The organism is Paraburkholderia pallida (assembly GCF_004524855.1).
Lineage (GTDB): Bacteria > Pseudomonadota > Gammaproteobacteria > Burkholderiales > Burkholderiaceae > Paraburkholderia > Paraburkholderia oxyphila.
The window spans coordinates 176,731-191,465 of the sequence record NZ_CP038149.1 but is presented as its reverse complement, the minus strand read 5'-3'; the positions used below and the strand labels follow the sequence as shown (position 1 = coordinate 191,465).

The window sequence follows — 14,735 nt, the reverse complement described above, 5'->3', positions numbered from 1 at the left end:
GCATTGCTCAACGCGCTGGCAGCACCCCGTCTTGCGAAAACAGGATCGGCTTGCCCGCACCGTCGATCAATGCGGCGGTGAGCGTCGCGCGATCCTCGCGCTGGTGAACCTCGAACGACGCGCTGCCCCCGCGTTGGCGCAACACCAGTCCGTCGAGTCCAACGCCGAGCAGCCCGTTTCCGGTCGCAACCAGATCCGCGATCGAACTCTTCGTGTTGGCGTTCAGCGCGGTCCACGTTGCGCCTCCGTCACTGCTCTGGTACAGGCTGCCGAGCAGTCCGCCCACGACGATGCGTCCATCGGGCAGCGCCACGCCTGCCCACAGCGTGCCCTTTCCGCCCGTCGGCAGATAACTCCACGTCGCGCCGCCATCGGTCGACTTCAGCACCATGCCCTGTTCGGAGTCGATGTAGAGCGCGCCTTGTTTATCCGCGAAAACGTGGTACAGATTGCGATCCGCCCTGCCGGCGCCTGGCGGCTTCGGCACCGTCACCTTGGTCCATGTCTTGCCGCCGTCATGCGTTGCGAGCATCAGCGACCACAGCCCCACTGCCATGCCGTCCTGCGCGTTGGTGAACAGCACCGAGAACAGCGGCTGGTCCACCGAGAGGTCCATCCGTTGCTTCTGCCACGTCTCGCCGCCGTCGCGGGTCGCGAGGATCACGCCCCACTGACCCACTGCCCAGCCGTGCTGCGCGTCGGTGAACGTCACCGCCGAGAGCGTGGCCGACACCGGCACCTCGCGCGCCTGGCGCCATGTTTTTCCTTCGTCTTCCGAAATTATGATGACTCCGTGCTCGCCCACCGCGACGATGCGCTTGCCCGCATGCGTTGCGTCCAGCAGCATCATGTGGGACGGCGCGCTCCAGGCGTGGGCGGGTTTGGCCGCCCAGTCTGCCACCATGCCTGCGGGCTGTGCCAAGGCAACGGCACTCGCGCACAACGCGGCGCAGGCAACAAGCGTCTTGATCATGACTGCGTCCCCCATGTTTAGTGGCTGAACAGGCCCGGCGCACGCGCCGGCTTACGGCGCGGGAACCAGCGCTCCAGCACCGAGGCCAGTGCCGGCAGCGCGGTCATCGCCATCAGCAGGTTCACGAGGAACATGAACGCCAGCAGCTTGCCCATGTCGGCCTGGAACTTCAGCGCCGAGAAGCTCCATGTCGCCACGCCGATCGCCAGCGTGATGGCCGTGAAAATCGTCGCCACGCCCACCTCGAGCATCGCGTGCTGAACCGCCTTCACGATGCTCTGCCCACCCGCCAGATGTACCTGCAAGCGGTTGTAGATATAGAACGCGTAGTCCACGCCGATGCCTACCGCCAGCACCATCACCGGCAGCGTGGCCACCGTGAGGCCGATCTGCAGTCCCTTCATGAACCAGTAGCCGATGAAGGTGGCCACCGTCAGCGGCAGGCAGCACGCCAGCATCGCGCGCCAGTCGCGGTAGGCCAGGAACACGAGGATCAGGATCGCCGCGTAGACATAGAGCATCATCGGCAGTTCGCTCGCCGCCACCTCCTCGTTGGTCGCCGCCAGCACGCCCGCATTGCCAGCCGCGAGCCGCACCGTGATGCCCGGGAACGGATGCGTTGCGCGGTACGTCTTCACGTCGTCGAGAATCCGGTTGATCGTCGTAGCCTTGTGATCGGTGAGGAACAGGTGCACGGCCGTCATGCTGCAATCCACTTTCATGAAGCCCTTCACCCGGCCCGTGTCCACCGATACCGCACCATAGTTTTCCGGGTCGATCGGCACGACATTCATCTTCGGATAGTCCTCGTTGTAGCCCTGGTTGTAGCGGCGCAGCATCCCGGAGTACGACTGCACCGACACCACGCCCGGCTCGGTGCGCATCGCGCTCGTGAAGTCGTCTTCGTACAGCCCGACCGCGGGGTTATCGCACGCCTTGCCCGTCGATTCGATCGCCACCGTGAGCCAGTCGAGCCCGATGTCGTAGCTCGAGGCAATCGACGTGGCGTCACGGTTGAAACGCGCGTCCGCTCGCAGCTCCGGCGCTCCGGGCTGGAGCGTGCCGATCACGCGGTCGCGGCTTTGCCAGGCGGCCAGTGCGAACACCACCAGCGTCAATGCCACGGTGAGACCGGCATACTTCGGCTCGGCGATGCGCGCGAGCCCGCGCAGCCATGTCGAGCGCTGTTCGCTGCGCTTCAGGGCACTATCCGCATAGCGCTTCGTGAAGTTGAAGCACGACGCCGCGACCGGCAGCAGCACGAGATTCGTCACGATCTTGTAGGCCACGCCAAGGGAGGCCGTGATGGCCAGCTCGCGCACCATCGGAATCGGAATCAGCAACAGCGTGATGAACGAGACGAACGCCGTCACGAGCGCCAGCACACCCGGAATCAGCAGACCGCTGAAGCTGTGGCGCGCGGCATCGAACGCGCTGTGGCCGTGCGCAATCTCGCGCACGATGTAGTTCACCTGCTGCACGCCGTGCGAAACCCCAATCGCGAACACGAGAAACGGCACCAGCACCGCGAGCGGATCCAGTCCAAAGCCCAGCAGCTTCAACGTGCCGAACTGCCAGACCAGCGACGTCAGCGAGCACGAAATCAGCAGCACCGTGAAGCGCACCGAGTGGCAGTACCAGTAGACCGCGAGCGCAGTGAGCAGCAATGCGATGCCGCAGAAGCCGAGCACGGCGGTTGCGCCATCGGCGATGTCGCCGATCTGCTTGGCGAAGCCGATGATCTGGATTTCATAGCCCGCGTCTTCGAACGGCTTGCGGATCTGCGCTTCGAGCAGACGGTTGAATGCCACGTAGTCGAGCACCTTGCCGTTGCGGTCGCGCTCGTTGAGCTCGGCCGTGATCATCGCGCTGTCTTCGTCATGCGAAACGAGCGTGCCGACATAGCCGCCCAGCGTGGTCGCATGGCGGATCTTCGCGACCACATCGGGCGTGAGCTGGTCGGGTGTGATCGTGCCGGAGATGATCGGCTCGGCGCGAAAGCCCTCGTCGGTGATCTCGTTCACGTAAGCGTTCGGCGTCCACAGCGACTGCACGCCGATGCGGTCCACGTTGGGCAGATACGTGACCGCCTGGGTCACCCTGTACAGGCGCGTGAGCCCATCCTTCGTCCAGATCGAGCCCTTGCGCGCGCGCACGACCACGGTGATGCGGTTCGCGCCGAGCAGGTCGGCGCGGTACTTCTGGAAGGTCTGGATGTATTCATGGCCAATAGGCATCTGCTTTTCGAAGCCCGCATCCATGCGCAGCTGCACGGCGAAGAAGGCCATCACGGCGGTGAACAGGCCGATGCTCACGAGCACCGCCGCGCGATGACCGAAGAAGCACCGCTCCAGCGTTTTTACCAGACGATTTAACACGGCATTTTTCCTTCAAGCGTTTCGGCCGTTTCAGCGACAAGCGGCATTGGACCACCCACCGGCGCTTTGGCCATCAGAAGTTCCGGGTGACGAACATCCCGACGAAGTTGCGGTCTGCGTAGGGGTTCCCTACGGTGTTGTGCCCGCCCCAGAACAGCGTGTAGTTGATCCCCGCCTGCCAGACGGTCGGGTTCTGGTTGAACAGCACATAGAGGTTCAGCGACTTCGCGCCCTGGAGGTAGTTCGCGCTGAGCGTCGGCGTATAGCCGTAGAGCCCGTCGGCGAACGTCACGCCGGGCGTCACCTGCCAGCCGTGGATCAGCGTGCCGTCATAGGTCCAGTTGAAGTCGATCGTTGCACCCACGGAACTGGACGTGCCTTGCGCCATGCCGATCGGGTAACCCAGGCCCGAGTTGTTGTTCAGCCACGGCAGATAGCCCGCCTGGGGCACCTGCGTGACCGTCTGGCCGTCGACCGTGCGCGTGATGCCGTGCGTGCTCAGGCCCGGGTAGTAGATCCAGGTGAGCTCCCAAGTCAGGGTGGCCTCATCTGCACCGAGCAGCTTGAGGAACGGATACTCGCTGCGCGTGAGCGCGAGCAGGCCATTGAGGTCGTACTGGAACTTCTTCTCGTCGGCCCATTGCTGGCAATTCACCCCGGCCACGCCATTGGTGTTCAGGTCGAGCGGGCCGCCCGCGCCATAGCAGCTCGAGAGCGCCACGGCATCGTGCGGCCGGTACGACAGCTCGGTGCCGATCGCCCAGTTGCCGATGCCGAAATTCGCGCTGGCGCCAAAGAGCTGCCGGTTCTGCAGATACGACCAGTCCAGCGTGCCGTTGGCCAGCGACGAGAGCACCGGCGACTTGTCGGTATAGTTCTCGTAATAGACCGCGAAATTCGCATCGAACGAGCGCGGCGAATAGTTGAACTTCATGCCGAACTGCGGATGGTACTTCGACGGCGCCTGCCAGTTCACAGGCAAGCCGATATCGTTAAAGGGCGGCCCGGCAAACGCGCCGTTGACGAGCCCAGTATTGATCCCGTTGAGCACGTTCTGGTTGCCGCTATTGGGCCCCGCGATCGTGCCTGCACTGGGGCCGGCCACGTTGAGATTCGTGGTGCTCACCGTATACGGGTCCGTGCCACGGCCCAGGCTGTTGGACACGGACCAGAACGAACCCACCGGTGGATAACGATTGCCGTTCCACTGAAATTGATAGTAATCCTCAGTACTAAAGCCGTGAGAAAGATCGGCTGCGAAACTGATCATCGGCGCGGGCAGCAATGCCTGCTTCAGCTGCGAACCGGGAATCAGCAGCTTCTGCACGTCGAGCGAATTGGTGGCGTTGATGCCGCCCTGCGCGAACATGCTCTCGCCCCAGTTGATCACCTGGTTGCCGAGACGTACGTGCGCGTTCTGACCGTTGATCGTGAAGTCCTTCTCGCCCCACAGATCGAGCAGCTGCGCGTTGTAGACGACCTGCGCCGCGGCGGTGCTGGAGAGCGGCGTGCGGTTCGTGTCGCCCGCGAGAAAGTCGTACATGCCCGTGCCGCGGATCATGAACTTGAGCCCCTCGCTGGGCATCTTCAGCAGCAGCTCGCTGGTCGCGCTGATATAGGTGCTGAAGGGCTGACCCTTGCGGTAGTTCAGGTCGCCGTCGTCGCCCACGCCCCACTGATTGACGTTGGCCGCCGCACCGCACCCGAACGCGTTCGGATCGCCTGTGAGCGAGCAGCTCGGGTTCTGGGTGCGGATGCCCGCGCCCGCCGTGAGATTGGTCACCCACGAACCCGAGAGATCGTTAAAGCCTGTCGTGAACTCGTAACCGTACGCACCCGTGGCCGCTGTTCCGAATAGGGCGAGCGTGACCGCAACATCCCTTCCAATGAGCTTGGTTTTCATGCGTCTCCCCTGCCATCGCCCTCGATGCCGACGCACGCCACCGGCGCGCGTCGGTCCCCGGTACCTGCGCCTGACCTCAGCGCTCGCTCACGGACCGCAGGGATTCAGCCGTGTAGAAGTCTGTCTTGAAGCGCGGGTCGTTGATTTGCTGGTACCAGCGAATGTCCTTGCCCTGGCCGATCGAGGAGGCGTCGAACACATAGCGTCCGTTGTTCAGGTCATACTGCACGAACGGCTCGTTATCGCAGGCGCCGCCCAGCTCCCATACCGGAATCGGATAGCTCTCGCGCACTTTCCAGAGCTTGCCCTGCGCGTCATAGTCCTCGCCCACGAGCGCGAGCCAGCTGTCCTCGTCCAGATAAAAGATCTTTTTCGAAGCGACGTGACGCGCCGTAGGCTTGAGCGTTGCTTCGACCACCCAGACGCGGTGCACCTCGTAGCGGCGATGATCGGGCGAAATGCCATTGGGCGTGGCGACGTCGTGCAACTTGTCCTTGAAGGTGTACATGCCGAAATCGTCATACGGGACGATCATTTCCTTCTTGCCCACGAGCTTCCAGTTGAACCGGTCGATGGAGCCATTGAACATGTTGGATTCGTCGATCAGATACTGATTCTCGAAGCCGATCAGCGGTGCATCGTGCGTATAGGCCGGCATGCGCCTCACGCGGCGCTGCCCTGGAAAGTAGTAGTAGGTTTCCGAGTCCTTGTCGAAGTACTGGCGCTGCACGAAGGCCTGCCCGGCCAGTGCTGCCGGCGAATCGACGGAGAAGTACGCAGCGAGGCTGAGCTGGTCAACATCCTGTGGCGTGCTCTTGCCATCCTTGCCCCCCGGGAAATAGAAGACCTGAGGACCGACTGCATCGATCCAGTCGCTGCTGCCGGGGCGCGGGGAAATAGCCGTGACGACCGGCGACCACTCGACACCCTCGCCGCGGTATCGTGTTTCGTAGTTGAGGATCGCTTCGGCGCCGTTCTTTGGCTGCGGAAACGCCACGCCCGGCAGCACTGCGGCCTGCACCGTCTCGCCATCCGAAGCGAGCTTCGCCGTCGTCAGATTCGCGCTCGAATTCTGCTCGGCGAAATCCGGCAACTGGCATTCGCGGTGGGACGGATAGACGTCCATGCGATAGCCCTTCATCTGCTTGATCAACTGGATCTGCCCGGGCGACAGCTTGTCGGCGTATTTATCGACGTTCGAAGCGTCGATCGTGTACAGCGGCTTCTCGCTCTTGTGCTTCCAGAAGTCGCCGCGAACCTTGCCCCACTCCCAGCCTGCGGGCGTGGCTTGCCTGCCGGAAAACGCCGGCACGAGCCCGTCCTTGCTGGCTGCGCGCTCGGCACCTGCCGGCGTGAGGTCGTCGGCAACGGCCGCTCCGGCCGCAAGCAATAATGCAGCCGCGATGGCCGATACGGCTCCGATGGTGTGCTTTCTCATCATGACTCTCCTTCCGATCTCACTCTAATTCGTAGTGCCTATTATTAGATTCAAACCCAGCGCATGGGAGCCGAACCGCTCAGCCCTTGCCGGCTTTCATATCCGGGCCCATGCCGACCTGGCCCGAGACCCAGATCGTGTTCCCCACCCGGGTCGTGGGCGAGCAATGGTTAGCGTTGTAGAACGCCTGGAACGGCGGCGGGACGATCGATTGCCGCGCGATGGACATTGTCATGATGGTGGTCCCTTTGATCAGACAAGTTGACGGAAACACGGCGCGCGAAACGGATTCCCTTCTTTCAACACGGCAAGTTCTTCATTCATGGCTGAACTCCTGGATCGTCAATCGGCGACCAGGTTGCTAACGCTTCCCGCGACGCCTACGTAGAAAACTTTACCAAAGTTAGGTCATGATACAAAAATAGAAAAAAGAAAAAAGAGAGGGAATTCCCTGTGTGTGGGTAGGTGCCGTCATTCGGCTCCCCGGTTACAAACGCTCCCAGCCTCTTCGTGGAAAATGTTACCTAAATTAGGTCACAATGAAAAAGACAGAAAACAGGGAAAAAGAGGGTATTCCCGGGGGTCCACATGACGACACACCAGCCTGCCAGCCCCACGGTCAGTCGCAGGATGCGGTTTCGGCACCTGCAAGCAGCTTGAGCAGCGATCGAGGCCGCCTTTGTGGACACAAGGCAACCGGCTTGCCGCCAAAGTCTTCTTGTTTTATTTTGTAAACATACCTATCTTAGGTATTGTGTTCTACAATCTGTCTGCAATCCCCGCTTGTGCATGAAAGGGTGCAGTCGATAGCGTTAGCAACCCGCCGCCTTGGCATCGGAAGGCGCGAGAACGTGGCTTGGAGCGGCTTTTGTCGCGATACCGGTGCTGCGAACAGTTAGCGGCGAAACAGGTAGGAGACGGTGATGTTTGGCATTCTCAGCAATTGGATCTATATGGGCAGCAACGCATACGACGAGTACACGTTCGTGCCATGGCTAAACAAGAACGTCTACCGTCGAACGGTAGATTTTAGTCAGGTATGCATACTATAGCGTCCGCATATTGCATTTCCAGCCGGACGCGGGCGTGAGCCCCGCACGCAATCTTGAGGAACATAGGCCGTGTTCACGAACCTGAGCGAAGAGGCTATTGGGTGGTTACACACGCTTGCGCTCCGTCTTCGCAATATTGTCCTCGCGGCGACTGTGGTTTTCTTCTCGCTAACGGGACTGTGTTATGGCGCTGTTGCGTCGGATTGGCCGGCGTCCACTCAAACTGTCGACGTCCCGACAGAGGCAGCGCCCACGGCAGAGGAAATCGCGACCGTTGTGAGTGCCCGCTTTCATATAGGACTGCACGGCGCCTTGGAAATCGGTCACGCGGTGCTAATTGCGGCACGACGCTACGCAATCTCGCCGTTGTTATTGCTTGCAGTGATCGCGGTCGAATCGGGTTTCGACCGATTTGCAGTCAGTGTGGCTGGCGCCGAGGGACTCATGCAAGTGCTTCCGTCTCAACACAGAGACCGTGTCCTTGACACGTCCGATTTGACCGACGCGCGCACGAACGTCCGTATTGGATCCGCCATTCTGCGAGACTATATAAGGGCGTCAGGTGGCAATCTGGAGGCCGCGTTAAATCGCTATAGCGGAGGGGCCAAGGGCTATGCACAACGCGTAGCCGATCGCTTGCGCATGATGAAAGCGGAATTCGGTTTGTAGCCGCGGTCTTGTTTAGACTCGGCCGACCAGGAACCACGTTCGGAGCTCGCCCATGCCCTTCGTCACAATCGTGCCGCGCGCCTCGAACACGAAGGGATCGCCCAGCCTCTCGCGGGTGGCCGCCGTGACCTGCACACGCCCGGCCATGCCGTGCGATTCCATCCGGCTCGCGAGATTCACGGCAACGCCCCACAAGTCGTAGATGAACTTGCGCTTGCCGATCACGCCCGCCACGACTTCGCCACTGTTGATGCCAATCCGCAACTGCAGGTCGCAGTGCCGCAGCGCGTTGAAGCGGGCCATCGTATCGATCATGTCGAGCGCCATGTGCGCCGCGCGCGCCGCGTGATCGTCCACGGGAATGGGCAGTCCTGCAGCCGCCATGTACGCGTCGCCGATGGTCTTGATCTTTTCGAGGCCGCGCGTGTCGGCGATGCTGTCGAAATCCGTGAAGATATCGCTGAGCATCTCGACGAGTTGCTCGGGGCTCAGGCCAGCCGAAAAGCCGGTGAAGTTCACGATGTCCGCGAACAGAACCGACACCTCGGGAAAACGGTCCGCAATCACCTGCGGAAAGCTGCTGTCGGCAACGTCATGAAGATGAGCCTTCAAGCGCTCGGCAATCGGATGGGGCAGCATGTTGCGCAACAGCCGCTCCGAGACCTTCTGCTCGGCGACCACCTTCGCATAGAGATCCTTGAGCTCGTCGCTCTGGCGGCGAATCAGCTCGCGGCTCGCCTCCACTTCCCGCACCTTTTGCTCGAGTGCCTTGCCGTACTCGCGCGACTCGCGGTGCAGCAAGCGGACCTCCAGCATGTTATGGACACGCATCAGCACCTCCGCCAGATCGAACGGCTTGCTGATGAAGTCCTTCGCGCCGGTTTGCAACGCGCGCAACTTATGGGCCGGCTGGGCGGTGATCGCGATGACGGGAAGATAGTTGTCCACTTCGAGCGACTTGAGGCTCTCCATCACCTGAAAGCCGTCGAAGCCGGGCATCTGGAGATCGAGCAGGATCAGGTCATAGCGGTGATGCCGATGAAGCTCGCTCACTGTGGACGCTTCCATCGTCGACGTGACGTGAACATAGCCCGCGCGGCGCAGCATCTGTTCGAGCAACAGCACATTCGCTTCCAGGTCATCGACGACCAGAATTTTCGCGTTGAGGATCGCTAATGAATCGATCATGGCTCGATGCCCGACGACCTGAATCTAGCCCCGGCTTTCCACGGACGCGATGGCCTCGGCGAGGGCCTCCATGAACTGGTCGATCTTGATCGGCTTCGTCAAATAGCGAAAGAAGCCCGCTTTCAGCCCCTTCTCCACGTCGCGCGGCATCGCATTCGCGCTGAGCGCCAGAACCGGGATTTGCGCGGTGGCTGGATTCTTGCGCAAGATGCTCAGCGCTTCGACGCCGCTGATATCGGGCAGGTTGATGTCCATCACAATCACCTGCGGCAACGCACTCGATGCGAGTTCGACACCGAGTTGACCCGTCATGGCGCTGAGCATCCGGATATCCGGGCGCCTCGCGATCAGTTGCTCGACCAGTTTCAGATTGGCCGGATTGTCCTCGATATAGAGCACGGTAGGCATGCGTGCCTCGGCGGCCGCCCCACTTTCGGGCGCCGCGTTCGCGGGCACGGTAGACGATGCGGCAGTCGTCGGCGCAATATCGGGAGCGCGCGCCGCATCGAGTTCGATCGAGAAGACACTGCCCGTTCCCGCGGTGCTTTCGACACCGATGGTGCCGCCCATCAGTTCCGTCAACCGCTTCGCCACCACGAGGCCAATGCCAGTGCCCTCTTCGGTGCCAGCATCCTGTCCCAGGCGATTGAATGGCTGGAAGAGCTGGCCCAGCTGATCCGGCGACAAGCCCAGGCCCGTATCGGCGACGCTGATGCGAACCCGATCCGCTACGCGCGTCGCGTCGTATTCGACCGTGACCGTGCCCGATGGGCGGTTGTACTTGATCGCGTTGGAGAGCAGATTGATCAGGATCTGCTTGAAGCGAGTCCGGTCGGCGCGCACATGGCAGCGCGGCTCCACATGCGGAAAGTTCACCACGATGCGCCGTTGACGCGCCTGCGGCTCGATCATGGATGCGCATTCGCGCAAGATGTCGCTCAGCGAGACCGGCTCCGGCGAAATGGACACTTGCCCGGATTCGATCTTCGCCAGATCGAGCACCTCATTGATCAACGCCAGCAGGTGCCAGCCCGCACGCAGAATCTGATCGATGCTCGCCTGCTGCGAAGGCGGCGGCGGCGGCGACTCGGAGGCCATGAGCTGGGCGAAGCCCAGAATCGCATTGAGCGGGCTGCGCAACTCGTGGCTCATGCTGGACAGGAAGTCCGATTTCGCGCGGTTGGCGCGGTCGGCCGCGGCCAGCGCCTGCTTCTGGTCGTCGATATCGGTGACCGTCCCAACCCATTTGACGACACGGCCCTCGGCATCTTTCACCGGCGAGGTCCGGTCGACATGCCAGCGATACGTGCCGGCGGATTGACTCTTTAAGCGCACCTCCATTTCGTATTCGGCGCCGCTCGCGAGTGCGGACTTCCAGTTCGCGAGCGCAGCTTGCACGTCATCGGGGTGGATCACCGATGTCCAGTTCCAACCCTGAATTTGCGCAAAATCGAGCCCGGTATAGGCTTCGAGCCTTCGGCTGACGAAGTCGACCGAGCCATCTGGATCGGCAGTCCATACGATATGAGGTAGCGCGTCTGCGAGCGACCTGAAGCGTCGTTCAGTGTCGGAAACCCCGGTTTCGGGACAAGGACGATTCGTCGATTTTGCTTGCTTTTGCATGATCCAACCCCAAAACGCACGCCGACGTGTCGGAGACGCAGCATGGCCACATCGCGGTCTTCATGTTCCCGCTGATGTAGCGAAGCGTCAATGAGGAGCGGATCGACCTGCGAAGGGGTACTGCATCTGCCACTGGCGGGAGCCAGCTGGTCTCAGGCGCAGCCGGGCAAGCGCCGACATCGGGGAGATGGACAGGCATTGCGCCGGACCTGGATTATGCGGTTAAGCAAGAAGCCCGGGGTTTAAAGCATAAATTGTCTATTTCATGGCTCCGTTCAACCACAGTGTCAACTGTAGAAAGGAATAAAGCGGCCAAACGGACAGCATTCAAGCCTCTGATAGGTATTTGCGGAAAGGCCAAACAACAGGCGAAGCCCTTACTCCCTTATAATTAGCCGCTTTTTAACTCGATAGGCTGAGTTATTTCCAAAGGCTTGTCAATAACGCATGACGGAGACGCCAATGCTGAGAGCGACCTTTGTATTCGCATTAACTGCACTTTTATCCGCGTGTATTTCGAAAGACGGCGCAGAATCTGCGATGGCCGGGTTCCCCATGCATAACGTCGAACTTGGTGGCCCGGCGCCCGGGGTATGCGACTGGAATCAAAAGACCGGTGTGCACTACACCGGGATCGACAACGACACTGGCAAGCCCGTGTCTGGCGTACTCTGCACGAATGTGTACGAGTCCAACTCCACAATCCACCCCGACCACTAACGGTAATCCGATAAGCGGCACCCGCGCTGGGCAAAAGTTGGCCACGGGCCAGCTCCGCCCCATTGCGGGCGCCAGGCGGGCGCGTCAGTAAAGTGGCCATGTCGCGTCAGGGGAGCGGTATATAGTTGATCGGGTTGCTCGCCAACGCGATCGCGAGCCTCGTCGATGGTCAGGGCAGGATCACGATCGATGCGCTGCGGCCGCCGCCGCTGACCGGGCCGATCAGGAACGCGCTCGCCGCAGTCGAGACAGGCGGAGGCGACGAAGATCCCGAGGTCGACGCCGACTACGGCGAGCCCGGCCTGACGCCGACCGAACGCGTATTCGGCTGAATCACGCTGGAGGTCCTGGCACTCGGGGCTGGCAATCCGGCCAGGCCCGTCTACGCGATTCCGGGCCGCGGTGTCGTTTGGCGTGTCTCGCTGCACATGCCCGCGGCGCGTCTCGACATCGACAATCCGTGGGTGCGCTGGCCGTCGAACTCCGTGGCGCGCAAGACCGGCCGCGCTCCGGTGATTTTGCCCAACATTGGCGGCGCGGTGCCAAACGATATTTTTGCGGACGCGCTCGGGTTGCCGACGTTATGAGCCCGCATTCGTATGCGGGTTGGTACAGCGTGCGCAATGAGGCGATCGTCGGAGTGGGCAAGCCGAGCCGTTCGCCAATGACCAGTCAACATTCACTGCGTCCCCTGTCTGGCGGCGAAAAGGATCGTCATCAATTCGCGCTTACCCACCAGAAAGTCGATAAGCGCCCTGACCTTCGCCGGCATCTGCGCACGCGTGGGCGCGTAGACATAAAAGCCTGCAAACGGCTTGCACCATGTCCCCAGTACGCGCTTCAGCGCCCCCGAATCCAGATGTGGCTGGACGGCGATGTCAATGTGCTGGATAAGCCCAACGCCTTGCAGCGCCGCGCGGATCATCCCGTCGTCGTCGTTGGTCGTCACGCTTCCTCGCGGTTCCACCATGAAACTATGGCCCGGCTCCTCTGGCGACGTAAACTCCCAGGGATGGATCGCCCCGCTGGCCTGCCGGAAGCGCAAGCAGTTGTGTCGAATCAGATCGCCTGGCTTCGCGGGCTCGCCATAACGCTCGAAATACGTTGGCGTTCCAACCACGGCCATTTCCAGCGGAGGCGTCACAGGAACCGCAATCATGTGCGGTGCGAGGCTCTCGCCTATCCGGATGCCAACATCACAGCCATCCGCAACGATGTTCGCAAGACCATCGTCCATTACCAACTCAAGTCCCAATTTGGGAAAGCGAGCACTGAACTCCTCTAGATGCGGCTCGATGAGGGTCTTGGCGGCGACGCGCGATGTGTTCATACGAATCAAGCCGGAAGGCTCATCGCGCTCATCGTGCAACGCGTCAACAGTCCTTTCAAGGGCGACAAGTGCCGGATACCAAACCTCGTAGAGCCGCCTCCCCTCCTCCGTCAATGACATGTCGCGAGTCGTTCGATAGAGCAGTTTGACGTTCAGGCGCCGCTCGAGCGCCTTCACGTTTTGCGAGAGATTTGCGCGGGATACCCCCATCTCAGCGGCGGCTTTCGTAAAACTACGATGATGCGCAACGTGCGCGAACCACGCGAGCGAGGGGAGCAAAGACGGATCCATCCGGGTTCCATTGTCAATTTGGCAATACAACTGTAGTCCAGATTGCGAGCTTTCGTAATTCCAAACCACTCTCTATATTCAGGTCGTTGTCACCCGGTTTCAAAGTTTCCATCTGTGCGAACTGAACCGCCTCACCTGAACGGAATCATCATGAAAAGCGTCAAGATCAAACATTTGTATTGGGATATCGCCGCCAACGTCTATTTCCCGCCTGATTTCAATGAAGGCACCCAGTATCCTGCCATCATCAGCGCCCATCCGATCGGCAGTTGCAAAGAGCAAACTTCCGGAAACGTCTACGGCGAGGCATTGGCCAGGGAAGGCTTTGTCGTCATCGCATTCGACGCCAGCTTCCAGGGCGATAGCGGCGGTGAGCCGCGCTATATCGAAGACCCGTCGCAACGCGTCGAAGATTTCCGCGTAGTCTGCGACTACCTTGTGACGCTCCCCTACGTCGACGAAGAGCGCATCGGGGTGTTGGGAATCTGCGGCGGCGGTGGCTACTCGATCAATGCGGCCATGACCGAACGCCGTATCAAAGCGGTGGGCACTGTAACCGGAGCCAACTACGGCCGTCTGATGCGCGAAGGTTTCAGCAACTACAACCCCATTGCAGCACTCGAGGCGATGGCCAAACAACGTACGGCGGAAGCACGCGGCGCGGCACTCCGCGTGGACGATCTGTTGCCGCCTTCGCCCGAAGCTGCCAAAGAAGCCGGTCTGACCGAGGTCGACGTTTTTGGTGCAACCGAATACTACCGTTCGGATCGTGGCCGCGCGCCAAATGGCGTCAACCGCTCGCTCTTTTCGCACCAGGCCGTCGCGGTGGGCTGGGACGCGTTCCACCTCTGTGAGACGCTCCTCACCCAGCCGCTCATGGTGGTGGTCGGCGACAAGGTCGGGGCCTTCGGTGCCTACCGGGATGGCTGTGAAATCATGGGTCGCGCGGCTTCGAAAACGAAGGAGTTGGTCGTCGTCGAAGGCTGGTCGCATTACGACCTGTACGACAAGCCCGAGCCGGTCGGCAAGGCGCTGGCGAAACTGATCCCGTTCTATAAGGAAAACTTGTAGTCCCACCGCCGGGATCACAACGGGAATCGCTTATGCCACGGCTGCTTTACGGAATCCGCTGGCCAATCATTATCGCAATGCGTTCGCTGCCTCCGGCGC

The 14,735-nt window shown here is 61.1% G+C and carries 12 protein-coding genes; 4 read left to right on the top strand and 8 right to left on the bottom strand.

Features of this window, described 5'->3' with window-relative positions; all coding sequences use genetic code 11:
• Window positions 1-7: 7 nt before the first annotated feature.
• The 5 genes from E1956_RS16215 to E1956_RS16195 all read right to left on the bottom strand — a co-directional run bounded on the left by E1956_RS16215 (window position 8) and on the right by E1956_RS16195 (window position 6,927).
• Window positions 8-973, bottom strand: a complete 966-nt coding sequence (locus tag E1956_RS16215) for a WD40/YVTN/BNR-like repeat-containing protein (protein ID WP_134750964.1) — start codon at window positions 971-973, stop codon at window positions 8-10.
• A gap of 17 nt (window positions 974-990) precedes the next feature.
• Entirely contained in the window at window positions 991-3,351 is a 2,361-nt protein-coding gene (locus tag E1956_RS16210; RefSeq protein WP_134750963.1) for an efflux RND transporter permease subunit, read from the bottom strand.
• Between the two features lie 73 nt (window positions 3,352-3,424).
• Window positions 3,425-5,254 (bottom strand): DUF1302 domain-containing protein, encoded by a 1,830-nt coding sequence (locus E1956_RS16205; protein WP_134750961.1) that lies wholly within the window; start codon window positions 5,252-5,254, stop codon window positions 3,425-3,427.
• A gap of 76 nt (window positions 5,255-5,330) precedes the next feature.
• Window positions 5,331-6,695, bottom strand: a complete 1,365-nt coding sequence (locus E1956_RS16200; RefSeq protein WP_134750959.1) for a DUF1329 domain-containing protein — start codon at window positions 6,693-6,695, stop codon at window positions 5,331-5,333.
• A 76-nt stretch (window positions 6,696-6,771) separates the two neighbouring features.
• Complete coding sequence (locus E1956_RS16195) at window positions 6,772-6,927, bottom strand: RidA family protein (protein WP_197732880.1); 156 nt, start codon at window positions 6,925-6,927, stop codon at window positions 6,772-6,774.
• A gap of 886 nt (window positions 6,928-7,813) precedes the next feature.
• Here E1956_RS16195 and E1956_RS16190 point away from each other — a divergent pair.
• Window positions 7,814-8,413, top strand: a complete 600-nt coding sequence (locus E1956_RS16190; RefSeq protein WP_134750957.1) for a transglycosylase SLT domain-containing protein — start codon at window positions 7,814-7,816, stop codon at window positions 8,411-8,413.
• Window positions 8,414-8,425: 12 nt separating this feature from the next.
• On the opposite strand, the gene E1956_RS16185 is transcribed toward E1956_RS16190, so the two are convergent.
• Both E1956_RS16185 and E1956_RS16180 read right to left on the bottom strand, forming a co-directional pair.
• On the bottom strand, window positions 8,426-9,601 hold the full coding sequence (locus tag E1956_RS16185; RefSeq protein WP_134750955.1) for an adenylate/guanylate cyclase domain-containing protein: 1,176 nt from the start codon (window positions 9,599-9,601) through the stop codon (window positions 8,426-8,428).
• Between the two features lie 24 nt (window positions 9,602-9,625).
• Window positions 9,626-11,224, bottom strand: a complete 1,599-nt coding sequence (locus E1956_RS16180; RefSeq protein ID WP_134750953.1) for a PAS domain-containing hybrid sensor histidine kinase/response regulator — start codon at window positions 11,222-11,224, stop codon at window positions 9,626-9,628.
• An 845-nt stretch (window positions 11,225-12,069) separates the two neighbouring features.
• Here E1956_RS16180 and E1956_RS16175 point away from each other — a divergent pair.
• Entirely contained in the window at window positions 12,070-12,276 is a 207-nt protein-coding gene (locus E1956_RS16175) for a hypothetical protein (RefSeq protein WP_134750951.1), read from the top strand.
• Window positions 12,277-12,372: 96 nt separating this feature from the next.
• On the top strand, window positions 12,373-12,531 hold the full coding sequence (locus E1956_RS46130; RefSeq protein ID WP_167760043.1) for a hypothetical protein: 159 nt from the start codon (window positions 12,373-12,375) through the stop codon (window positions 12,529-12,531).
• Between the two features lie 92 nt (window positions 12,532-12,623).
• Here the strand turns inward: E1956_RS46130 and E1956_RS16170 are convergent, their stop codons facing one another.
• A complete protein-coding gene (locus tag E1956_RS16170) occupies window positions 12,624-13,565 on the bottom strand; it encodes a LysR family transcriptional regulator (RefSeq protein WP_134750949.1) in 942 nt (313 codons plus the stop codon).
• Between the two features lie 150 nt (window positions 13,566-13,715).
• Between E1956_RS16170 and E1956_RS16165 the strand changes: the two genes are divergently transcribed.
• Window positions 13,716-14,636 carry an alpha/beta hydrolase gene (locus E1956_RS16165; RefSeq protein ID WP_134750947.1) on the top strand — a complete coding sequence of 307 codons (921 nt, stop codon included), beginning with the start codon at window positions 13,716-13,718 and terminating at the stop codon, window positions 14,634-14,636.
• Window positions 14,637-14,735: the final 99 nt, after the last annotated feature.